The sequence below is a fragment of the Janthinobacterium sp. LPB2021202312-11-4 genome (genome assembly GCF_037049705.1).
In the GTDB taxonomy this organism is placed as follows: Bacteria; Pseudomonadota; Gammaproteobacteria; order Pseudomonadales; family Pseudomonadaceae; genus Aquipseudomonas.
Window position 1 is genome coordinate 25,477 of the sequence record NZ_JBAGKV010000008.1, and the last position, 21,873, is coordinate 47,349.

Here is a 21,873-nt window from a genome sequence, read left to right on the forward strand (position 1 = left end):
ATGGCAAAACATCGCCGACGATCGCAGCCATTCCCCCACGCGGCTGGTATGATGCGCGGCTTTTTCCGACCCACAGAAAATTCCCGGGCGCCTTGGGCGGTCTGTGCTTTGCTGTTGAGGTCGATACATTCACGGCGCACTGCGCGCCACGGGGAGCAGACATGCTGGAAAGGCTGTTTCAACTCAAGGCACACAACACCAATGTGCGCACCGAGATTCTTGCGGGCGTCACGACCTTCCTGGCCATGGCCTACATTCTGTTCGTCAACCCGAGCATCCTCGGCGAGACCGGCATGGACAAAGGCGCGGTGTTCGTCGCGACCTGCCTGGCCGCCGCCATCGGCTCGACGGTGATGGGCCTGATCGCCAACTACCCGATCGCACTCGCGCCGGGCATGGGCTTGAACGCGTTCTTCACCTACACCGTGGTCCTGCACATGGGCCATACCTGGCAAGTGGCGCTGGGTGCGGTGTTTATTTCGGCGGTGCTGTTTTTCATGCTGTCGATCTTCCGCATCCGCGAATGGATCATCAACAGCATCCCGCTGCCCCTGCGTTCGGCGATTGCCGCCGGGATCGGCCTGTTCCTGGCGCTGATCGCCCTGCACAACGCCGGTATCGTGGTCAGCAACCCGGCGACCATGGTTGGCCTCGGTGACTTGAAGCAACCAGCGCCGATCCTCGCGACCCTGGGCTTTGCCTTGATCGTCGCCCTCGAAGCCTTGAAGGTTCGCGGCGCGGTACTGATCGGCATTCTGGTGGTAACCATCGCCTCCATCGCCTTGGGTTTCACGCCGTTCGGCGGCGTGATGTCGATGCCTCCTTCGCTGGCCCCGACCTTCCTGCAACTGGACATCAAAGGCGCACTGGACATCGGTCTGGTCAGCGTGATCTTCGCCTTCCTGTTCGTCGACCTGTTCGACAACTCCGGCACCTTGATCGGCGTCGCCAAGCGCGCCGGCCTGATGGGCAAGGACGGCCACATGCCGAAAATGGGCCGGGCACTGATCGCTGACAGCACCGCGGCCATGGCCGGCTCGCTGCTGGGCACCTCGACCACCACCAGCTACATCGAATCCGCCGCTGGCGTCAGCGCCGGTGGCCGCACCGGCCTGACTGCCGTGGTGGTGGCGATTCTGTTCCTGCTGGCGCTGTTCTTCTCGCCACTGGCCGCCAGCGTTCCAGCCTTCGCCACCGCGCCGGCCCTGCTGTTCGTCGCCGTGCTGATGACATCCGGCCTGGCGGAAATAGACTGGGACGACATCACCGTGGCCGCACCGGTCGTGGTCACTGCGCTGGCCATGCCGTTCACCTATTCCATCGCCAACGGCATCGCCTTCGGTTTCATTTCCTGGACCGTGATCAAGTTGCTGTCCGGCCGTGCCCGTGAGCTGAACCCGGCGCTGGTGATTCTGTCGATTCTGTTTGTGATCAAGTTGGGTTGGTTCAACGCATGACTTTTGATTCCCAGGCCTACGCCGTACAGCTCGAAGAAAAGGTCACGCGTTTGCGTGACCTGCTGGCCCCGTTCAGCGCGCCAGAACCGGCCGTGTTCGATTCGCCACTGAAGAACTTTCGCCTGCGCGCGGAGTTTCGTCTGTGGCGCGAAGGCGGCGACCGTCACTACGCGATGTTTGCTCAAGACGACAAACGCACGCCAATCCTGATCGAAGAATTCCCGATCGCCAGCCTGCGCATCAATGAACTGATGCCGCAACTCAAGGCTGCGTGGCAAGCCAGTGCGGCCCTGAGCCACAAGCTGTTCCAGGTGGAGTTCCTGACCACCCTGGCCGGCGATGCGATGATCACGCTGTGCTATCACCGTCCGCTGGACGAGCACTGGCACACCGCCGCGTCGAAACTGGCGGCGGACCTGAACGTCAGCATCATCGGTCGCTCCAAGGGCAAACGCGAAGTCATCGGCCAGGATTACGTGGTCGAGCAGATGGACGTCGGCGGCCGCACGTTCAGCTACCGTCAGCCGGAAGGCGCGTTCACCCAGCCCAACGGCACCGTGAACCAGAAGATGCTCAACTGGGCGTACGATGCCCTGGGGGATCGCACTGACGACCTGCTGGAGTTGTACTGCGGCAACGGCAACTTCACCTTGCCCCTCGCTACCCGCGTGGGCAAAGTGCTGGCCACCGAAATCAGCAAGGCCTCGGTCAACGCGGCGTTGAGCAACCTCAGTGAAAACGCTGTGGATAACGTCACGCTGGTGCGTTTGTCCGCCGAAGAACTGACCGAAGCCCTGAACGAAGTGCGGCCGTTCCGACGCCTGCAAGGTATCGACCTCAAGAGCTACGAGTTCGGCAGCGTGTTCGTCGACCCGCCGCGTGCCGGCATGGACCCGGACACCTGCGAACTGACCCAACGCTTCGACAACATCCTCTACATTTCCTGCAACCCGCAAACTCTGGCGGACAACATCGCCCAGTTGCACGACACCCACCGCATTACCCAATGCGCGGTGTTCGACCAGTTTCCGTGGACGCATCACATGGAATCCGGGGTGTTGCTGACCCGTCGTTGATTGCAGCCTGGAAAAACAAATCAGCCGTCTAGATGACGGCTTTTTTGTGGGCGCTGTTTACTGGCCCCCTTCGACCTTGCGCGGCCGCCCGCCCTTTTTGCCGTTGGCCCGTGCGGCTTCGGCCTTGGCGGCGCTGCTTTGGCGACCATTGCGTGAGGAGATGACCGAGGCTGCCATGTTCATCAGCGGCTTGCTGGCGGAAATCATCCCGGCGATGGAAAGGTGCAGGTCCTTTCCCTCATGGCGAAGTGCGGTGCCCGAAAAACCGACGCTCAGACCGGCAAAATCCTCGGGCTCAAAATCATCGAATTCCGGGAAGAGCTTCACCGGTAACAACACGCCGGTGCCGTCCTCGAAGCGGATCGTCAGGCACGCCTCCTGAAACGTCACCGCCGTCGCCTGCACGCCACTTTTGTGGCGGAACTGCCCCCGTTTGATAGCCTCGTCCAGCACCGTTTCGGTCACTGGTTTATCCACCTGCAGTTTTGCCGATATCGTTTTCATAATTCGATCTCCACGCCCTCCGGCGCCCCCATCAGCGCCAGCAGGGTCTTGTTGTCCTCAGGCTCGTAACATGCAGAGCCAATCATGTAAGTCGTGCTGGTGAGCCGTTTCATCACCACGACTTCGTTGCTTTCCCAATCCCACAACTGGTTGTCGAGGCAGGCGGTGTGCAACTTGTCCCACCAGATGCCCCGCGCCCGACGCAAGTGGGCCGGTTGCCTGAGCGCCTGACGCAATCCTTCCAGCACCGACGCCGGCGGGCGAGACAAATACGGCACCACGTCCCACAACTCGACAGTGTTGTGCCAGAAGCTGAATTTGAAGCGCGCACTCCAGGTTCCGGCGTCCACATGCGCGTGGGGCGGGCAGTGTTCATCGCGCAACATGATCACCATCGAAAACCCTTTGTAGCTGAATAATCTCATGCTAACCCATCCGTTAGGTTAATGAGTCCCAAGACTCGACATTCCTTGAAATTCCGATAACTGGCGCTGACTCCCCGAATCAACCACCTGAACTGAGCCTAGCGTTCGAGAGCGCGCGCGCCCTGCCCACGGCGCCTGAAAATCGTTAACAAACCTTTCGCAGTAACAGGCTGTATTAATGCGCAGACATTTGATAAATACAGGGCTCGACCCTTCATTTGATCCCCGGTGTTATCAATCATGCAGCGGCATTTCGACGATCTTCAGTTGGGCAGCATCGAACTGTTTTGCCTGGCCGCCGAGGCCGGCAGTTTTACCGCCGCCGCGCTGGTGGCCGGGGTGACGCCCGCCGCCGTGAGCCGCTCGGTGTCGCGCATGGAGGAACGCCTGGGCGTGCGCTTGTTCGCCCGCACCACCCGCAGCGTCAAGCTCACCGACAGTGGCCGGCGCTATTACGAGGAATGCCGCGAGGCGTTGGCGCAATTGGTCGAGGCCCAGCGCGAGGTCATGGGCCAACAGCAGGAACCGTCCGGCACCCTGCGCATCAGTATTCCTACAACGTACGCCCATCACCGAATCCTGCCGTTGCTGCCGGCGTTTCGCGCGCGCTATCCAGCGGTGAAAGTCGAGGCACACATCAGCAATCGCAACATCGATTTTGTCGGCGAAGGCTATGACATGGCGATCCGCGTGCGAGCGATTCCGGATTCCGGGTTGATCGCCCGGCACCTGGAAGACGCGGCGCTGGTGATGATTGCCAGCCCCGACTACCTGAAACGTGCCGGCACGCCGCAAACCCTGGACGATCTCGGCCAGCACGAATGCATCCAGTACGAACTGCCCAGCAGCGGCCGGCGGATTGCCTGGTTGTTCAATGACGACGGCGTGGAGCGGGAGATTCTCGCCGAGGGCAATCTCAGTTGTTCGGACGACGTGCTCGGTGGCGTGACCCTGGCAAGACATGGCGCGGGGTTGTTTCAGACTTACCGCTTTATCGTCGAAAAGGAGTTGGCCGACGGTTCGCTGGTGGAAGTGCTCAAGCCTTACAGCGGACGCTCACGACCCTTCACCCTGCTCTACCCGCAAAGCCGTCATGTACCGTTGCGGTTGAGGGCTTTTATCGACTTTCTGGTGGAAAAATTACCGCGCTGAAAAGATCGCACCTGTAGGAACTGCCGAAGGCTGCGATCTTTTGATGTTCGATCACCGCACACTAAAACCCCGCAAAAGCCCTCTTCATTTGACCAAAGTAACCAGCTAGTACAATTTATCTCCACAGGCTGAAACCTGCAGCCAAGACCAAAAATAAGAAGTGGAGAAACCTCGATGCCCCCTATCGTTCTGGTGCTCAACGGCCCGAACCTGAACCTGCTCGGCACCCGCGAACCGGCGACCTACGGCCACGAAACCCTGGCTGACATTTCCGCGTTGTGCGGGCGTGCCGCCGAAGAATTCGGCCTGGCGGTGGAGTTTCGCCAGACCAACCACGAAGGCGAATTGCTCGACTGGATTCACGCCGCCCGTGGCCGTTGCGCCGGGATCGTGATCAACCCGGCAGCCTGGACCCACACCTCGGTCGCGATCCGCGATGCGCTGATTGCCAGCGAGCTGCCGGTGATCGAAGTCCACCTGTCCAACGTCCACGCCCGCGAACCGTTCCGCCATCATTCCTTTGTCTCGGCCATCGCCACGGCGGTCATGGCCGGTTTCGGCAGTCACGGCTATCGTCTGGCGCTGGAGCATTTCAGCCACCGCTTGAAGGGGTGCACAGCATGACTCAGCACGACGTTGTACTGGCCGGACTGATCGGCGCCGGCATCCAGGCGTCCCGCACCCCGGCGCTGCACGAGCATGAAGGCGATGCCCAAGGCCTGCGTTACCTCTATCGCCTGATCGACCTCGATCAGTTGCAACTCGACAGCAATGCCCTGCCCGATCTGCTGATGGCCGCCGAGCGCATGAACTTCACCGGGCTGAACATTACCTTCCCGTGCAAGCAGGCAATCATCCCGCTGCTTGACGAATTGTCCCCGGAGGCCCGGAGCATTGGCGCGGTCAACACGGTGGTGCTCAGGGACGGCAAACGCATCGGCCACAACACTGACTGCCTGGGGTTTGCCGAAGGCTTTCGCCGAGGCTTGCAGGACGTTGCCCGTGAGCGTGTAGTCCAAATGGGCGCCGGCGGCGCAGGTGCGGCGGTGGCCCACGCGTTACTAAGTGAAGGCGTACGGCAGTTGAGTATTTTCGACATGGACGACAGCCGTGCCCAGGCGTTAGCCAACAACCTCAATCAGCATTTCGGGCCGCGCCGTGCCGTGGCCGGGCATGATCTGGCGAGTACCCTGGCCGTGGCCGAAGGCCTGGTGAACACCACGCCCATGGGCATGAAAAAACTACCGGGCACGCCGGTGCCGATGGAGCTATTGAGGCCTGAGTTGTGGGTGGCGGAGATTGTTTACTTTCCGCTGGAAACCGAACTGCTGAGAGGCGCCCGCGCCTTGGGTTGCCGGACACTGGATGGCGGCAACATGGCGGTGTTTCAGGCAGTAAAGGCGTTTGAATTGTTCAGTGGCGTGGTGCCGGATGCGTCGCGAATGCTGGCGCATTTTCAGAGCATGGATGGGTGAAGATCAAAAGATCGCAGCCTCTGTAGGAGCTGCCGAAGGCTGCGATCTTTAAAAAACTTCAGGCCTGCAAATACCGCAAAACCGACTCGCAAATCATCGCCCGATGACGCTGCTTGACGCTTTCGTCCGGCAGATCAATCTGAAAAATCTCACCAAAAGTATGGCGGTTCGAGACGCGATAGAAGCAGAACGAACTGATCAGCAAATGCACATCCAGCGGCTCCAGCCCGGCGCGGAACACACCCTCTTCAGCGCCGCGACGCAGGATCTCATTCAGCGAATCGAGAATGGTGTTGTTCATTGCCTTGATCGCATCGGAGCGCTTCACGTACTCGGCGTTGTGAATGTTCTCGATGCTGACAATGCGCACGAAATCGACGTTGCGATCATGGTGATCAAAGGTGAATTCCACCAGGCGCCGAATCGCTTCCACCGGTGCCAGTTCGGCCAGGTGCAGACGGTTTTCGGTGCTGCGGATATCGCCGTAGAGTTTCTCCAGCACCTCGACGTACAACTGCTCCTTACTGCCGAAGTAGTAATAGATCATGCGTTTTGAGGTGTGGATGCGATCGGCGATCGCATCGACGCGAGCGCCGGACAGCCCTTGCTGGACGAACTCGACAATCGCCTCTTGCAGGATGTTTTCGCGGGTCTTTTCCGGGTTGTTCTTGCGACTCTTGCGAGGCTCGACAAGCTTTTCGTCGGGGGCTACGGGGAGTTCTGAAGTTATTGTCATTGCGGGCTCACGGCCATTACTGCACAGGCTGGCGATTATGGGCCGCGCCGCACAGTGAAGGAAGTCGCGCGGCTGCGGTTTCACGCCGTGTTTACGATTTTCCTACAACTTTGTCTGACGTACGGCACCACTTCGGGATTTTGCCATCGCCGCCAGACGCACCGCGACGTTCGCCGCACCGTAACCGGCATAGCCATTTTTGCGCTGAATGATCTCGAAGAAGAACCGCCCTTCGAACGGCTCGGTGTACACATGGAACAACTCGCCACCCTGAGCATCGCGGTCGTAAAGCACATTGAAATACGCCAGTTCGCTCAAGAACTCGTCATCGAAATCAAACCGCGCGGCCAGGTCATCGTAGTAGTTGAGCGGGATGTCCAGCAGCGGCACACCCGCCTCTTTCGCACGGCTGACTTCGGCAAAAATGTCGTCGCAGTCGAAGGCGATGTGATGCACCCCCGAGCCGCGATAACTCGACAGCGCGTGTGAGATGGCGGTGTTGCGGTTCTCGGAAATGTTCAGCGGCAAACGGATCGAACTGTCACGGCTGCGCAGCGCCCGGCTCTTCACCAAGCCGTAGGGATCGGGCAGCACCACCTCGTCGTCCGCCTCGAAATCCAGCAGGCTTTTATAGAACAGCACCCAACTGTCGAGGCTGTCTGCCGGCAGCGCCATGGCCATGTGGTCGATGCGCTTGAGGCCGCCGCTGGCGGTGGCGGTCGGTTGCAGATTGAAATCGGTGCCGTAGACATCGGCGTCCTGGTCCACCAGGTAAATCAGGCTGCCGTCCGGTGCGCGCACCGCCGCCAACTCCAATTCGTTGGGGCCGACCAGCCCACGATAGGGCTGACCTTTGTAAGCGACGGCACGCGCCAGGGCACTGGCGCTGTCCTTGACCCGCACGGCGGTGGCGCACAGTGACGGGCCGTGGGCCTCGAAAAAACTGTGGGCAAACGAATACGGTTCGGAGTTGAGGATCAGGTTGATATCGCCCTGACGCATCAAGCTGACGCTCTTGGAACGATGCTGCCCGGCCTTGATGAACCCCAGTCGCTCCAGCCAATGCGAGAGCTTGGCGCCGAGGCTTTCATCCACCGCGAATTCGAGAAACTCGATGCCGTTGTACTCGCTGGCCTTCGGGGTTTCGAACAGGATATCGACGTTGGCCGCCGGTGCTGCTTCCTGCGCCAGACGCTGACGGGTCTTCTCTTCCAGATACAGTAACGAACGCAGACCGTCGGCGGCGTTGGCCCGTGGCGGTGCTGCGCGGAAGCCATCGTTGAAGATTTCCAGGGACAGCGGCCCGGTGTAGCCGCTCTTGATGATCGGCGCGAGGAACCCCGCCAGATCGAATTCGCCCTGGCCCGGGAAGCAACGGAAATGCCGACTCCATTCCAGCACGTCCATGGCCAGGATCGGCGCATCGGCCATTTGCACGAAGAAAATCTTCTCGCCCGGAATCTCGGCGATGGCGCTCGGGTCACCCTTGAGTGACAGCGTGTGAAAACTGTCCAGCAACACGCCGAGGCTGGGGTGATTGGCCTGACGGACGATATTCCACACCTGTTGATAAGTGTTTACATGCCGGCCCCAGGCCAGGGCTTCATAGCCGATGCGCAGTCCACGAGCGCCGGCGCGTTCGGCCAGCAGGTGTAAATCATCAATCAGGATTTGTTCATCGCCGAGCGAATCGGCCGACGCATTGCTACACACCAATACCAGGTCGGTGCCGAGCTCCTGCATCAGGTCAAACTTGCGCTCGGCCCGTTCCAGGTTGCGCGGCAGGCGCTCGCGGCGGCAGCCTTCGAAATCTCGGAAGGGTTGAAACAGCGTGATGGCGATTCCGAGGTCGGCGCACATCTGTTTAATTTCACGGGGGCTGCCGTCGTAATAAAGCAGGTCATTCTCGAAAATCTCGACCCCGTCGAACCCGGCGGCGGCGATGGCTTCGAGTTTTTCCGGCAGGGTGCCGCTCAAGGAAACGGTGGCAATGGAACGCTGCATATATCGACTCCCGGTGATTGCACGATCTCTCTGTAGGAGCTGCCGAGAGAAACGAGGCTGCGATCTTTTGATCTTAAAAACCAACGTCAAAAGATCGCAGCCTCGTTTCTCTCGGCAGCTCCTACAGGGATCGCGTTTTTTCTTGGGGTAAATTATTGGCTCCCAACGCCTACACAGCAATTCAAAGTGTACTAGCCAGTTAGTTTTATGTGCGATTATCGAACACAACAGCCGTTGGCGAATTGACGATTTTTTGTCCGCTGCCCAACATCCACTCCACATTGAGTCCGGTCATCAACCCCAGGCTCGGTTACCAAAGACCTAGAACACCACATAAAAATAATCGGGTGGCCTACATGACTCCTTCTCAAAGCTCTCCCATGGAGCGTTCCTCCATGACTCCTGCCAGCGGCGGCATCGGCGACAAAATCCGTGGCGCCATGGCCGTCGGCAAAACCCGCTGGGGCATGCTGGCCCTGGTATTTTTCGCCACCACCCTGAACTACATCGACCGCGCCGCCCTCGGCGTCATGCAGCCGATCCTGGCCAAGGAAATGAGCTGGACGGCGATGGACTACGCCAATATCAACTTCTGGTTCCAGGTCGGCTACGCCATTCGCTTCGTGCTGCAAGGCAGGTTGATCGACCGGGTCGGCGTCAAGCGTGTGTTCTTCTGCGCGGTGCTGCTCTGGAGCCTGGCCACCGGCGCCCATGGCCTGGCGACGTCGGCCGCAGGCTTCATGGTCTGTAGGTTTATTCTCGGTTTGACCGAGGCCGCGAACTATCCGGCCTGTGTGAAAACCACCCGGTTGTGGTTCCCGGCCGGCGAGCGCGCCGTGGCTACCGGCATCTTTAACGCCGGGACCAACGTCGGGGCGATGTTCACGCCGATGCTGCTGCCGCTGATCCTCCATGCGTGGGGCTGGCAAGCCGCGTTCCTGTGCATGTCGGCACTGGGCGGGATCTGGCTGGTGTGCTGGGGCTTGAAGTACTTCAACCCGGAAGAACATCCGAGCGTTAAGCAATCGGAACTGGACTACATCCAACAGGAAGTCGAGCCGGAACAATCCCGCGTGCCGTTCTCGAAAATCCTGCGCATGCGTGGCACCTGGGCTTTCGCCCTGGCGTACTCGATGACCGCGCCAGTGTTCTGGTTCTACCTTTACTGGCTGCCACCGTTCCTCAATCAGCAATACAACCTGGGCATCAACGTGACCCAAATGGGTATCCCGCTGATCATCATTTACCTGACAGCGGATTTCGGCAGCGTCGGTGGCGGGATTCTGTCCTCGTTCCTGATCGGTCGCGGGATCAACCCGATCAAGGCGCGGCTGATGTCGATGTTCCTGTTCGCCTGCTGCATCATCGGTGTGATCATGGCGGCCGGTTCCAGCAGCTTGTGGGTCGCGGTATTCGCCATCTCCCTGGCCATCGGCGCGCACCAGGCCTGGACCGCGAACATCTGGAGCCTGGTGATGGACTACACGCCTAAACACATGATGAGCACGGTGTTTGGTTTCGGTGGGATGTGCGCGGCGATTGGCGGGATGTTCATGACCCAATTGGTCGGCCACATTCTGACGGTGACCAATAACAACTACACCGTGCTGTTCACCCTGATTCCGGCGATGTATTTCATTGCGCTGACCTGGATGTACTTCATGGCACCGCGCAAAATCCCGACCGTTACCGAGTAAAGTCCCCTCCCCCGGCAGGCCTGATTCCAGGCCTGCCGTCGTACTTTTCCTAGCGCCGACTCTGTTGCCACGCCGCCGCCAGCCCGCTGCAGCAAATCACCGCGATCCCGACCACCGTGGTCAGGGTCGGCGTGTGGGAAAACAGCAACCAGCCCAGCAGCCCGGCAAACACAATCTGACAATAACCAAACGGCGCCAGCAGGGCGGGCGCGGCGTAGCGGAACGCCTGGGTCAGAAACAAATGCGCGGTCATCCCGCAACTGCCCAGCGCCAGCATCAACACGCCATGGCCCAAAGTCGGCACCTGCCAGAAGAACGGCACCAGCGCGCTCATCACCAGGGTATTGCACAACCCGGCGAAGAAGTTGCTGGTGGTCGGGCTGTCGATCTGGCTGAGCTTGCGGGTGAGCAACTGATAGAAACAGAAAAACATCGCCGAGCAGAACGGCAGCAAAATCGCCGGGGTAAACAGTTCGCCGCCGGGGTGAACGATGATCAGCACACCGATAAAGCCGCAAATCACCGCGATCCACTGGCCACGGGTGACGTGTTCCTTGAGCAGCGGCACCGACAGCGCGGTGACCAGCACCGGCGCAAGAAAGTTGACCGCCGTGGCTTCGGCCAAGGGGATGTACAGCAAACCGGTGGTGAAAAACAGACTGGTGCCCAACAGGCACAACGCCCGCGCCAACTGCAGCAATGGCCGCTTGGTGCGTAGGACGCTTAGCCCCGATTGCGGCAGAAAAATCCCGGCCATCAACAAGGTGTGAACCAGGTAACGAGCCCAGACCACCATGATGATCGGGTAAAACCCGGAGAGGTATTTCGACAACGCGTCATGGCTGGAAAACAGGAACGTCGCGGCGACGATCAGCAAAATCCCTTTGAAGGGTTTGTTTACACCGGACAGTGGGGTGCTGATGGTCATGGCAATCCTTTGGAATCTAATTCCACTAATTTAGAACCTGGTTCCAGATTCTCACAGAAGAGAACGCGAATAGTGTTCGAACAACGCACAACTTGCGTAGGAGCAAAGCTTGCTCGCGATGGTCACTACGCGGTAGTGGCAGTCGGACCGCGTTATCGTTCATCGCGAGCAAGCTTTGCTCCTACGGGGTGATGCCACTCAGGTGAACAGTTCTGACGCCAGGCTCGCCGCCGCCAACTCTTCGGCAAACTTCAACAACAGCGGCGCCAGCTCATGCAACCGCGCGCCCGGCATTCGCGCGCTCGGCCCGGCAACGCTGAGCACACCGATCACCCGCCCATCGCCCGGACGCCGCACCACCGCTGCAATCGCCGAGGTCCCGACCGCCGAACTCTCCTCCACCCAGGCGTACCCTTGCTCCCGCGCCAGGCGCAGTCGCTCCAGCAATTCAATGTTGGAGCGCGGCGCATTCGGGCCCAAATCCTTCGGCTGCTCCGCCCCTTGGCGCTCCACCAATGACAACGCCTCGGCATCGCTCATGCAGGCCAGCCACGCATGGCCGGACGCGGTGTAGAACAACGGCGCATCACGCCCCATGTCCGGGTCATAACGCAGGCCGGAACGGGCGCCCTGGGATTTCGCGATCCAGGTCTGGCGTTCACCTTCGATCACCCCCAGACGCACCAACTCGCCGGTTTCCTGAGCCAGGCGATCGAGCACGGGCTGGACGATATCCGCGCCGCTGCTCGACAGGTAACGAAACCCCATCGCCACCAGTTTGGTCGACAGGTGATAGCGCAATGTCTCCTGATTCTGTCTGACGTAGCCTAGCCGAATCAGTTCGGCCAACAGACGATGGGTCGCGCTTTTGGGGATATCCAGCTGCTCGGCGAGCGTCTGCATCGGCAGCCCGCGAGGGTCGCTGGTGAGGCTTTCCAGCACGCTGAAAACCCGTTCAATCTGACTGCCGGCCATGGAAGGCTCCCAACACAATTTGGCCGATTCTAGAAGACAAACGGCTGAACGGGAAATCTGGAAGGGTACTTTCTGGAATTAAATTCCAAAAACACCCTCAACCACACGAACCTGACTTACCACCTCTAATACACATTTCCCGACAGCGTTTTGCCAGTGCGGCTACTCCTAGACGCCCAATCATCTATGAAGCGCCGTAATACCCTCGCGCCGATGAAACAGCTAATGTCTGCACAGGGCACAGAACCGGCGCCGTTAAAGGCTGTCTGACGACCGGACTGGCGCCACGCCAGACCACCAACAACACTCATCACCACGCTTCTTCACCCGGTAAAGAAAGAGGATTCCCACATGCTATGGAAAAAAGGCCGACGCAGTGACAACGTGGTCGACGCCCGGGGTGATGATGTCGGCGGTGGGGGCGGCGGGATGCGCTTTGGCGGCGGCAAGGGCCTGAGTCTCACGGCGATTTTGTTGATCGTCGGGATCGGCTGGATCACTGGCCAGGACCCGATGCAGATCCTCGGACAACTGGCCGGACAAGTTGGCGATCAGTCGGCGCCGGCCACCACCCAGACCCGCAAGGCACCACCGGCCAATGATGAACAGGCCGAGTTTGTGCGCTCGATCCTCGGTGATACCGAGGACACCTGGGGCCAGATTTTTCAGCAGGCCGGCAAGCAATACCGCAACCCGACCCTGGTGCTGTTCAGCAACCGCGTGAACTCGGCCTGCGGTTTGGCCACTTCAGCAACCGGGCCGTTCTACTGCCCGGCCGACCAGAAAGTGTATTTGGACATGGCGTTCTTCCAGGAGATGTCACAACGCTTTTCGGCGGCGGGCGACTTCGCCCAGGCCTACGTGATCGCTCATGAAGTCGGACACCACGTTCAGACGTTGCTCGGTGTTTCCGCGAAAATTCAGACCGCTCGCCAGCAAGGTCGGCAGATGGAAGGCGATGGTGGTTTACTGGTGCGCCAGGAACTCCAGGCCGATTGCCTGGCCGGGGTCTGGGCCAATAACGCGCAGAAACGCCTGAACTGGCTGGAACCCGGTGACATCGAGGAAGCCTTGAACGCCGCCAATGCCATTGGCGACGACCGCTTGCAGCAACAAGGTCAGGGTCGCGTCGTACCGGACTCCTTCACCCATGGCACGTCAGCGCAAAGGGTGCGCTGGTTCAAAACCGGTTTCGCCCAGGGCCAGGTCGGCCAGTGCGATACCTTTGCAGCGAAAAATTTATAAATGCATAGATGGTTGCTGGTGTTGTTGATCGCCTGCGCAAGTGCCCAGGCTGACGAGCACGGGGTCAAAGAGGTCAGCCCCGGGCGATTACTGTTGAAGGAAGGTGAGATGGCGGTGGGCCTGGGCCCGGCGCCAACGAAAATCGAGCGGGTGCTGATCATCATCCATGGTCGATTACGCAACGCCGAAACCTATCTTCGCAGCGGCGAGAAAGCGGCTGAAGCAGCCGGGCAAAGCGCTACGACGCTGGTGATCGCCCCGCAGTTTCTCAATGAAACGGACATCGCCCGCCATCCGATGCCGGACAGCGTACTGCGCTGGCACGGCAATGACTGGATGGCCGGCGGGTTATCCACCGGTCCGTTCCCGCTGAGTGCTTACGCGGCCCTCGATCAAATCATCGAGCGGATCAGCGATCGCAAACAATTCCCGGACGTGAAGCAAATCGTCATCGCCGGTCACTCCGGTGGCGGCCAGGTGGTTCAGCGCTACGCACTGCTGGCCCACGAACAACCGGCGCTCACCGCCGCCGGGGTGAAAATCCGTTACGTGGTGGCCAACCCGTCGTCCTACGCCTACTTCAATGAGCAGCGGCCCGTGGCGTTCGATCATGCGCGGTGCACCGGTTTCAATCGCTGGAAGTATGGTCTGACAGACCTGCCCATCTATGCCGGAGGGCAAACGCCTCAGCAGATTGAAAGCGTTTACATCAAGCGTGAGGTGATTTATCTGCTGGGGCAGCAGGATACCGACCCGCAGCATCCGGCGCTGGACAAGGGTTGCGAAGCGGAGGCACAAGGGGCTTATCGCCTGGTTCGCGGACACAACTTTTTCGATTATCTGCTGCGGCGGAATCCACAAGGGGTGAATCAGCGCCTGGTCGAAGTGCCTGGGGTCGGGCATAACGGGGATGGGATGTTTACTTCGCCTGAGGGGCAGAAGGTTCTGTTCAGTCAGTGAGTTTTTTGTTGCATGGGCTGACGCCTTCGCGGGCAAGCCTCGCTCCTACAGTTGGGAATGCATTCCCCTGTAGGAGCAAGGCTTGCCCGCGAAGGCGATTAAACAGACAACAAACTACTCAAGCCGAAAGCATCTCCCGCAACGCCATGCAATCAACCGCATGCCAATCCGCCAACTCCGGCCACGGGTTATCCGGCAAATTCACCAACACCGTCCGCGCCCCTGCCGCTCGACCGCAATCCAGGTCAAAACGGTAATCCCCAACCATCACCATCTCGCTCGCTGGCACGTTCCAGGCTTCGGCCAGTTTCAGCAAACCACCGGGATGCGGCTTGGGCGGTGCTTCGTCACGGCCCAAAACATCCTCCACCGCAAAGCAGTCGGCCAGACCGATGGCTTCAAGTGTCACGTGAGCCAACTCCCGCGCATTGCGGGTAAGAATGCCCAGGCGATAACCACGCCCGGCCAATTCGCGCACCAGTTCCACGGCTCCGGGCGCCGGTTTGGAACCCAACGCCAGGTCCCGTTCATGCTCCAGCAACCACGCATGTTTGGCGGCGGCTTCTTCGGCCGGCAATGCAGCGAGGTGGGTCAGGATGTCGTCTTCGGGCGGGATCGCCAGCGCCACGCGGATCGCCGCGAAATCATGCACGGCCACCGTCAGGGTGCCGTCCATGTCGAACACCCAGTGCCGCACCTCGGCCAGGCTCATGCCCAATCCTTGCGATGGCGAATCAGGCCTTCCTGAGTGACCGACGCCACCAGTTGCCCGGCGCGGTTGAACACGCTGCCACGGGAGAAACCACGGGAATTGCCGGCCCACGGACTGTCCATCGCGTAGAGCAACCAGTCATCGGCGCGCAGGTCCGAATGGAACCACAACGCGTGGTCGAGGCTGGCGACCTGCATGTCTTTCTGCCACACCGATTTGCCATGGGGCAGCAGCGAGGTGGTCAGCAGGCCGAAGTCCGAGGCGTAGGCCAGCAGGTATTTGTGCAGCGCCGGTGAGTCGGCCAATGCCCCGTCGGCGCGGAACCAGACGTATTTGATCGGATCCGCCGCTTGCGGGTTGTAAGGGTCTTTCTCGGTCACCGGGCGGACTTCGATCGGTTTCGGGCAGAGCAGTTTTTCGCGCATGTGCTCGGGAATCAAATGCGCGCGCTGCTGGGTGAGTTCCAGTTCCGAGGGCAGGTTTTCCGGGCCGACCACTTGGGGCATTTGGGTCTGGTGCTGGAAGCCTTCTTCGTCGTACTGGAAGGACGCGCTGCAGGTGAAAATCGGGTTGCCCTTCTGGATCGCCGTCACCCGACGGGTACTGAAACTGCCGCCGTCGCGCACCCGGTCCACCTGATACACCACTGGCAACTTGGCATCGCCCGGGCGCAGGAAATAACCGTGCATCGAGTGCACATGGCGGGTTTCTTCAACGGTCTGACTGGCCGCCGACAGGGACTGGCCGAGCACCTGGCCACCGAACAACTGACGGAACCCCAAGTCCTGGCTGCGGCCGCGGAACAGGTTTTCTTCAATCGGTTCCAGGGTCAGCAGGTCGACAAGATCTTCCAACACTTGGCTCATTCAGGCTCTCCTCACACAACGCAATGCCGCGCAGTCTTGGCTGCGGCGGTCGACTCAATTAATGGCTCAGGCCAATGGCGGCCATTGTAAACGTCCGCGCCGGCTTATCCATGCAAGGTTTGCAGCCATTGCTCACGGGTGATGCGGTACAAAACATGGTGGCGCAACGGATGATCGGCCGCGAGCCTGGGGTGGTCAAAGTCATCGGCTGAATCATGCTGCATGCCGATGGCCTGCATGACTTTCTCCGACGGCAGATTGCTGAGCGTGGTGAAGGCCACGATCTCTTTCAAGGCCAATCGGTCAAAGCCGCAGCGCAGAGCGGTCCACGCCGCCTCACTGGCATAACCCAGGCCCCAATGTTCACGCGCCAGGCGCCAGCCGATTTCGATGGCCGGGACGAACGGCGCGTCGAACGTGACCACCGCCAACCCGGTAAACCCGATGAACTGGCCGGTGTCCTTGCGCTCCAGCGCCCATAAGCCGAAACCATGCTCGGCAAAATGCCCGCGAATCCGCCCGATCAGCGACGCACTTTCCAGGCGACTCAACGCCGCCGGGAAATAACGCATCACCTGCGGGTCGGCACACATCGCCGCAAACGCCGGCAAATCCTCATCGCGCCATTGCTGCAACAGCAGTCGCGCGCTTTCGAGTTCGAGTATCGGCTCCATGTTCCCCTCCAATTCCATGCCGCGAGTCTACATCGCTGGTAGCATCCTTCACTCTTTCCTACAGGCATCTCAGATAAATCAGCCATGCCCCTGCCGTTGATCTACCACGAAGACTACAGCCCCGAGTTCCCGGCGGAGCACCGCTTCCCCATGGATAAGTTTCGCCTGCTGCGCGATCACCTGGTGGACAGCGGCCTGGTCCGGGACGCCGACCTGCTGCGACCGGAGCTCTGCCCGGCAGAGATTCTCGCCCTCGCACATGACCCTGCGTATATCGAACGCTACATGAGCGGCGAGTTGTCCCGCGAAGACCAGCGGCGCCTCGGCCTGCCCTGGAACGAAGCCCTGGCCCGGCGCACGGTGCGGGCGGTCGGTGGGTCGTTGCTGGCAGCGGAGCAGGCACTGGAACACGGGCTGGCCTGCCACTTGGCCGGCGGCACGCATCACGCCCATTACGACTACCCGGCCGGGTTCTGCATCTTCAACGACCTGGCGGTGATCAGCCATTACCTGCTGGAAAGCGGTCGTGTGAATCGGGTACTGATCTTCGATTGCGACGTGCACCAGGGCGACGGGACTGCACGCATCCTGCACAACACCCCGGACGCGGTGACCGTTTCCCTGCACTGCGAAAAGAATTTTCCTGCACGCAAAGCCGAAAGTGACTGGGACATTCCACTGCCCAAGGGCATGGGCGATGCCGAATACTTGAAAGTCGTCGATGATGCGCTCAACTATTTGCTGCCGCTCTACCAACCGGACCTGGTGCTGTATGACGCCGGGGTCGATGTGCACAAGGATGACGCGCTGGGTTACCTGAAGCTTACCGACGCAGGCGTCGCCGCCCGGGATGAAAGCGTGATGCGTCATTGCCTGGGTCGGGACATCCCGGTGGTCGGGGTGATCGGCGGTGGCTACAGCAAGGACCGCCAGGCCCTGGCCCGTCGCCACGGCATCCTCCATCACAGCGCGCAACGGGTCTGGCAGTCATCAGGTTGTCATTGATGTATGAATCTTTACCCACAATGCCTGTGGAACGGCCTGTGGATAACCTGAGTGAAAGGGCCTACAGCCCATGCTGCGTATAGCGTGCAGAGTGCTGGTTGTTTTTTGATCACTCTGTTGAACACATCACAAATCCAATGTGGGCTTGCTCGCGAATACGGTATATCAGGCAACACAGATGTCGACTGACACTCCCCCTTCGCGAGCAAGCCCGCTCCCACAGGGAATGTGTGCTGATAGAATGCGCCGCTTATTCCGCCACGCCGCAGCTCTCGCCATGACCCAATCCGCCGCCCTCCCCCCTCACGTCGCCATCATCGGCGGCGGCCCCGCCGGCCTGATGGCCGCCGAGGTGCTGAGCCGGGCCGGGATCAAAGTCGATTTGTACGACGGCATGCCCTCAGTGGGGCGAAAATTCCTGCTGGCCGGGGTCGGTGGCATGAACATCACTCATTCCGAAGCCTACCCGGCGTTCCTCTCGCGCTACGCCGAACGCGCGCCACAGATCGCCCCGCTGCTACGGTCCTTCGGCGCCGAGGCGTTGTGCCAGTGGATTCACGACTTGGGTATTGAAACCTTTGTCGGCAGCTCCGGGCGGGTTTTTCCTACCGACATGAAAGCCGCGCCCCTGCTGCGTGCCTGGCTCAAACGCCTGCGCGATGGCGGCGTCGTTATCCACACCCGCCATCGCTGGCTAGGTTGGAATGACCACGGCGAGTTACGCATCGACAGCCCCGAAGGCGAAATCACCATCAAACCCGACGCCACCCTGCTCGCCCTCGGCGGCGGCAGTTGGTCGCGCCTGGGGTCGGACGGCGCCTGGATGCAGCCACTGGAACAACGCGGCGTAGGACTGGCGCCGCTGCAGCCGAGCAATTGCGGCTTCGAGGTGCAGGCCTGGAGCGAATTGATGGTCGGAAAATTCGCCGGAGCGCCGCTGAAAAATATCGCCATTGGGTTGAACGACGACATCCCGCGTCTTGGGGAGTGTGTGATCACCGCCACAGGCATTGAAGGCAGCCTGATCTACGCCCTCTCCGCCCCGATCCGCGAAGCGATCAATCGCCACGGTTCAGCGACGGTGCACATCGACCTGTTGCCGGGCCGGCCTGTGGATAAAGTTGAGGCGGCGCTGAGAAAACCGCGCGGCTCGCGCTCGATGTCCAAACACCTGCACAGCCAAATCGGGCTCGACGGGGTGAAAGCGGCATTGCTAAGAGAGCTGACCGACGCCGAATGCTTTGCCGATCCGGCCTTGTTGGCCAAAGCGATCAAGGCGTTGCCACTGACGCTGGTGAAAACCCGTCCACTGGACGAAGCCATCAGCACTGCGGGCGGTGTGACGTTCGAGTCGATGGATGAGCGCTTGATGCTCAAGCAACTGCCTGGCGTGTTCTGCGCGGGGGAAATGCTGGATTGGGAAGCACCGACGGGCGGCTATTTGCTGACGGGGTGTTTTGCCAGCGGGCGGGCGGCGGGGCTGGGGATGGCGGAGTGGCTGCGGCGTAAGGGCTGAAGACTGCGGCGCGGCCTTCGCGAGCAAGCCCGCTCCCACACTGGATCTCGGGTGTTCACAAATAATGTGTTCACAAAAGACCCCATGTGGGAGCGGGCTTGCTCGCGAAGGCGCCTTAACAGACGCCGACCATCATCAAGGCTTCTTCTTACGCGGCCCCGTGTTAAACACCGGCACTTTTCGTACAGGCTTGAGCGAAGGTTCTACCGCCGAGGCATCCCCGCTCTCTACCCATTTGCCCAGGTTGCGCTTGCCGCCACCGGAGGTCTTGGGCTTCTTCGGTTTTTTCGGTTTCTTGACAACCTGGCCAGTGGAATCGGTATCCGGCACCCGGTGTTCAGGTTCGAAATCCTGTTCGGTCTGACGGGTCAACGTCTGACGGGTCAGCATCTCGATGGCCGACAGCTGATTCACTTCATCGGCGCACACCAGGGAAATTGCCTCGCCGGTAGCACCCGCACGACCGGTACGGCCAATGCGGTGGATGTAGTCCTCGGCCACGATTGGCAGGTCAAAGTTGACCACCAACGGCAAGTCTTCGATGTCCAGACCACGGGCCGCGACGTCGGTGGCCACCAGAATCTGAATTTCGCTGGCCTTGAACCGATCCAGCGCCCGCTGACGGGTCGCTTGAGGCTTATCGCCATGGATGCCGTCGGCGTTGATGCCCAGGCCCTGGAGTTTTTCCACCAGCGCGTCCACGCCGTTGCGGGTCTTGGCGAATACCAGCACCTGCTTCCACTTGCCCTTGCGCAGCAAATGAATGAACAACTCCGGCTTGCGCTTCTTGTCGACCACTACCACCCATTGCTTGACGGTGTTGGCCGCGACATTGCGCGGGCTGACTTCGATGCTCAGCGGATCGTTGAGCATTTGCCCGGCCAGCAAGCGAATCGCATCGGAGAACGTCGCGGAGAACAACAGCGTCTGACGTTGCTTCGGCAATACGCGGTAAATATTCCCCAGTTCTTCGGAGAACCCCAGGTCGAGCATGCGATCGGCTTCGTCGAGGGTCAGGGTTTGCAGTTGATTGAACTTGAGGGCCTTCTGGCGATACAGGTCGAGCAAACGCCCCGGGGTCGCCACCAGCACGTCCACACCTTTGCGCAGTTTCATCATTTGCGGGTTGATGCTGACGCCGCCGTACACCGCGTAAGTCGTCAGCGGCAGGTTCTCGGCGTACTGGCGCACGGCTTCGTGAACCTGTTCGGCCAGTTCGCGGGTCGGCACCAGGATCAGGGCGCGTACCGAGTTGGAGGCCACTTTCGGCCCTTCCATGGCCAGCAACTGCAGCAGCGGCAGCGCGAAACCGGCGGTCTTGCCGGTGCCGGTCTGGGCCGCAGCCATCAGGTCGCGACCGGCCAGCACCGCCGGAATGGCTTGCGCCTGGACCGGCGTAGGTGTCTGGTAGCCGAGCGTCTCGAGAGAGCGCAGCAAGGGTTCGATCAGGCCAAGGGAGGCGAAAGTCATGGGATTACCGTAGGAAAAATCGGAGCGGGCGTGCAATGGCGCGCAGTTTACCCTAATTCACACGGGATTCTGTCGGCGCCACCACCGCAGGTCGCTCAGGCCCTCGCCGCCACTGTGGCAAACCGATCAACACTACGGCGCTGATGATCACCGCCATGGCAATCGCCTCCTCGATGCCGATGGTTTCGCCGACAAACACAATCCCCAGCAATACCGCCACCGCCGGGTTGACGTAGGCATAACTGGTGGCCGCCGCCGGACGCACATTTTTCAACAGGTACATGTAGGCGTTGAAGGCGATGATCGAACCGAAACCGATCAGGTAGGCCAGCGCTGCCCAGCCTTCCATCGGCGGCACGCTGTCCAGATGTTCGCCGCTGACCGCACTGCCGATCAGCAATACGACGCCGCCCACCAGCATTTCCACGGCACTGGCCATCGCGCCCTGGGGCAGCGGCAAGTGTTTGCTCCACACCGAACCGAAGGCCCAGGTCGCGGCGGCAAACACCAACAATGCCGCGCCCAGCGGGCTCGATTGCAGGTTGGAACCGAGGTTGAGCATGGCGATGCCGATCAGCCCGAGCACAATCCCGGCCCATTCGAGCCGGGTATTACGCGCGCCCCAGAAATAGCCGCAGAGCAAGGTAAACAGCGGCACCGTCGCCACCGCCAGGGCCGCAACACCAGAGGCCACCCCCGTGTGCTCGGCCACGCTCACCGCGCCGTTACCGAAACTGAGCAGCAAAATCCCGATCATCCCCGCCGCTTTCCACTGCACCCAGGTCGGTGCCGGCGCCCCGCGCCAGCGCAGGAACGCGTACATCAACGTCCCGGCAATCACGAAGCGAATACCGCCGAGCATCAACGGCGGCCAGTACTGCACGCCGATACGGATGACCAGATACGTCGAGCCCCAAATCACGTACAACGCGAAAAAAGCGGCGATCAACGGCAAGGGGAAGCGACGTAAGCCAGGCATGGGCAGCTCGAAAGGCA

The 21,873-nt window shown here is 60.6% G+C and carries 21 protein-coding genes; 10 read left to right on the plus strand and 11 right to left on the minus strand.

The window, feature by feature from the left end; all coding sequences use genetic code 11:
* Window positions 1–161: 161 nt before the first annotated feature.
* Together V5E99_RS10790 and trmA are read left to right on the plus strand one after the other, a co-directional pair.
* Entirely contained in the window at window positions 162–1,457 is a 1,296-nt protein-coding gene (locus V5E99_RS10790) for an NCS2 family permease (protein ID WP_499802449.1), read from the plus strand.
* Entirely contained in the window at window positions 1,454–2,533 is a 1,080-nt protein-coding gene (gene trmA, locus V5E99_RS10795; RefSeq protein WP_499802450.1) for a tRNA (uridine(54)-C5)-methyltransferase TrmA, read from the plus strand. Before V5E99_RS10790 ends, trmA begins: the two co-directional genes overlap by 4 nt.
* Before the next feature lie 57 nt (window positions 2,534–2,590).
* Here trmA and V5E99_RS10800 read toward each other — a convergent pair whose 3' ends face one another.
* Both V5E99_RS10800 and V5E99_RS10805 read right to left on the minus strand, forming a co-directional pair.
* Window positions 2,591–2,998, minus strand: coding sequence for a DUF2442 domain-containing protein (locus tag V5E99_RS10800; protein ID WP_499802451.1), 408 nt, complete (start codon window positions 2,996–2,998; stop codon window positions 2,591–2,593).
* Between the two features lie 35 nt (window positions 2,999–3,033).
* Entirely contained in the window at window positions 3,034–3,462 is a 429-nt protein-coding gene (locus V5E99_RS10805; protein ID WP_499802452.1) for a DUF4160 domain-containing protein, read from the minus strand.
* Between the two features lie 240 nt (window positions 3,463–3,702).
* Here V5E99_RS10805 and V5E99_RS10810 point away from each other — a divergent pair, with 240 nt between their 5' ends.
* The 3 genes from V5E99_RS10810 (at window position 3,703) to V5E99_RS10820 (ending at window position 6,089) form a co-directional block, all read left to right on the plus strand.
* Window positions 3,703–4,614, plus strand: coding sequence for a LysR family transcriptional regulator (locus V5E99_RS10810; protein WP_499802453.1), 912 nt, complete (start codon window positions 3,703–3,705; stop codon window positions 4,612–4,614).
* 174 nt (window positions 4,615–4,788) lie between these two features.
* Window positions 4,789–5,238 (plus strand): type II 3-dehydroquinate dehydratase, encoded by a 450-nt coding sequence (gene aroQ / locus V5E99_RS10815; protein ID WP_499802454.1) that lies wholly within the window; start codon window positions 4,789–4,791, stop codon window positions 5,236–5,238.
* Window positions 5,235–6,089 carry a shikimate dehydrogenase gene (locus tag V5E99_RS10820; RefSeq protein ID WP_499802455.1) on the plus strand — a complete coding sequence of 285 codons (855 nt, stop codon included), beginning with the start codon at window positions 5,235–5,237 and terminating at the stop codon, window positions 6,087–6,089. Before aroQ ends, V5E99_RS10820 begins: the two co-directional genes overlap by 4 nt.
* 58 nt (window positions 6,090–6,147) lie before the next feature.
* Here the strand turns inward: V5E99_RS10820 and V5E99_RS10825 are convergent, their stop codons facing one another.
* Both V5E99_RS10825 and quiC read right to left on the minus strand, forming a co-directional pair.
* Window positions 6,148–6,825, minus strand: coding sequence for a TetR/AcrR family transcriptional regulator (locus V5E99_RS10825; protein WP_499802456.1), 678 nt, complete (start codon window positions 6,823–6,825; stop codon window positions 6,148–6,150).
* Window positions 6,826–6,927: 102 nt separating this feature from the next.
* Window positions 6,928–8,829 (minus strand): 3-dehydroshikimate dehydratase QuiC, encoded by a 1,902-nt coding sequence (gene quiC / locus V5E99_RS10830; protein WP_499802457.1) that lies wholly within the window; start codon window positions 8,827–8,829, stop codon window positions 6,928–6,930.
* Between the two features lie 395 nt (window positions 8,830–9,224).
* Here quiC and V5E99_RS10835 point away from each other — a divergent pair, with 395 nt between their 5' ends.
* Window positions 9,225–10,526 (plus strand): MFS transporter, encoded by a 1,302-nt coding sequence (locus tag V5E99_RS10835; RefSeq protein WP_499802458.1) that lies wholly within the window; start codon window positions 9,225–9,227, stop codon window positions 10,524–10,526.
* A gap of 49 nt (window positions 10,527–10,575) precedes the next feature.
* Here the strand turns inward: V5E99_RS10835 and V5E99_RS10840 are convergent, their stop codons facing one another.
* Both V5E99_RS10840 and V5E99_RS10845 read right to left on the minus strand, forming a co-directional pair.
* Entirely contained in the window at window positions 10,576–11,454 is an 879-nt protein-coding gene (locus V5E99_RS10840) for a DMT family transporter (protein WP_499802459.1), read from the minus strand.
* Between the two features lie 198 nt (window positions 11,455–11,652).
* Window positions 11,653–12,429, minus strand: a complete 777-nt coding sequence (locus V5E99_RS10845; RefSeq protein WP_499802460.1) for an IclR family transcriptional regulator — start codon at window positions 12,427–12,429, stop codon at window positions 11,653–11,655.
* A 351-nt stretch (window positions 12,430–12,780) separates the two neighbouring features.
* Between V5E99_RS10845 and ypfJ the strand changes: the two genes are divergently transcribed.
* Both ypfJ and V5E99_RS10855 read left to right on the plus strand, forming a co-directional pair.
* Window positions 12,781–13,674 (plus strand): KPN_02809 family neutral zinc metallopeptidase, encoded by an 894-nt coding sequence (gene ypfJ / locus V5E99_RS10850; RefSeq protein WP_499802461.1) that lies wholly within the window; start codon window positions 12,781–12,783, stop codon window positions 13,672–13,674.
* Entirely contained in the window at window positions 13,675–14,634 is a 960-nt protein-coding gene (locus tag V5E99_RS10855) for an alpha/beta fold hydrolase (protein ID WP_499802462.1), read from the plus strand.
* A gap of 118 nt (window positions 14,635–14,752) precedes the next feature.
* Here V5E99_RS10855 and V5E99_RS10860 read toward each other — a convergent pair whose 3' ends face one another.
* The 3 genes from V5E99_RS10860 to V5E99_RS10870 all read right to left on the minus strand — a co-directional run bounded on the left by V5E99_RS10860 (window position 14,753) and on the right by V5E99_RS10870 (window position 16,886).
* Window positions 14,753–15,346 carry an HAD family hydrolase gene (locus tag V5E99_RS10860; protein ID WP_499802463.1) on the minus strand — a complete coding sequence of 198 codons (594 nt, stop codon included), beginning with the start codon at window positions 15,344–15,346 and terminating at the stop codon, window positions 14,753–14,755.
* On the minus strand, window positions 15,343–16,212 hold the full coding sequence (tesB, locus tag V5E99_RS10865; RefSeq protein ID WP_499802464.1) for an acyl-CoA thioesterase II: 870 nt from the start codon (window positions 16,210–16,212) through the stop codon (window positions 15,343–15,345). The genes V5E99_RS10860 and tesB overlap by 4 nt, the downstream gene beginning before the upstream one ends.
* 104 nt (window positions 16,213–16,316) lie before the next feature.
* Window positions 16,317–16,886, minus strand: a complete 570-nt coding sequence (locus V5E99_RS10870; RefSeq protein ID WP_499802465.1) for a GNAT family N-acetyltransferase — start codon at window positions 16,884–16,886, stop codon at window positions 16,317–16,319.
* Window positions 16,887–16,970: 84 nt separating this feature from the next.
* Between V5E99_RS10870 and V5E99_RS10875 the strand changes: the two genes are divergently transcribed.
* Complete coding sequence (locus tag V5E99_RS10875; RefSeq protein ID WP_499802466.1) at window positions 16,971–17,891, plus strand: histone deacetylase family protein; 921 nt, start codon at window positions 16,971–16,973, stop codon at window positions 17,889–17,891.
* Between the two features lie 277 nt (window positions 17,892–18,168).
* Complete coding sequence (locus V5E99_RS10880; protein WP_499802467.1) at window positions 18,169–19,407, plus strand: TIGR03862 family flavoprotein; 1,239 nt, start codon at window positions 18,169–18,171, stop codon at window positions 19,405–19,407.
* A 135-nt stretch (window positions 19,408–19,542) separates the two neighbouring features.
* Here V5E99_RS10880 and rhlE1 read toward each other — a convergent pair whose 3' ends face one another.
* Complete coding sequence (gene rhlE1 / locus V5E99_RS10885) at window positions 19,543–20,877, minus strand: RNA helicase RhlE1 (protein ID WP_499802468.1); 1,335 nt, start codon at window positions 20,875–20,877, stop codon at window positions 19,543–19,545.
* Between the two features lie 52 nt (window positions 20,878–20,929).
* Window positions 20,930–21,856, minus strand: coding sequence for a drug/metabolite exporter YedA (yedA, locus tag V5E99_RS10890; protein ID WP_499802469.1), 927 nt, complete (start codon window positions 21,854–21,856; stop codon window positions 20,930–20,932).
* Window positions 21,857–21,873: the final 17 nt, after the last annotated feature.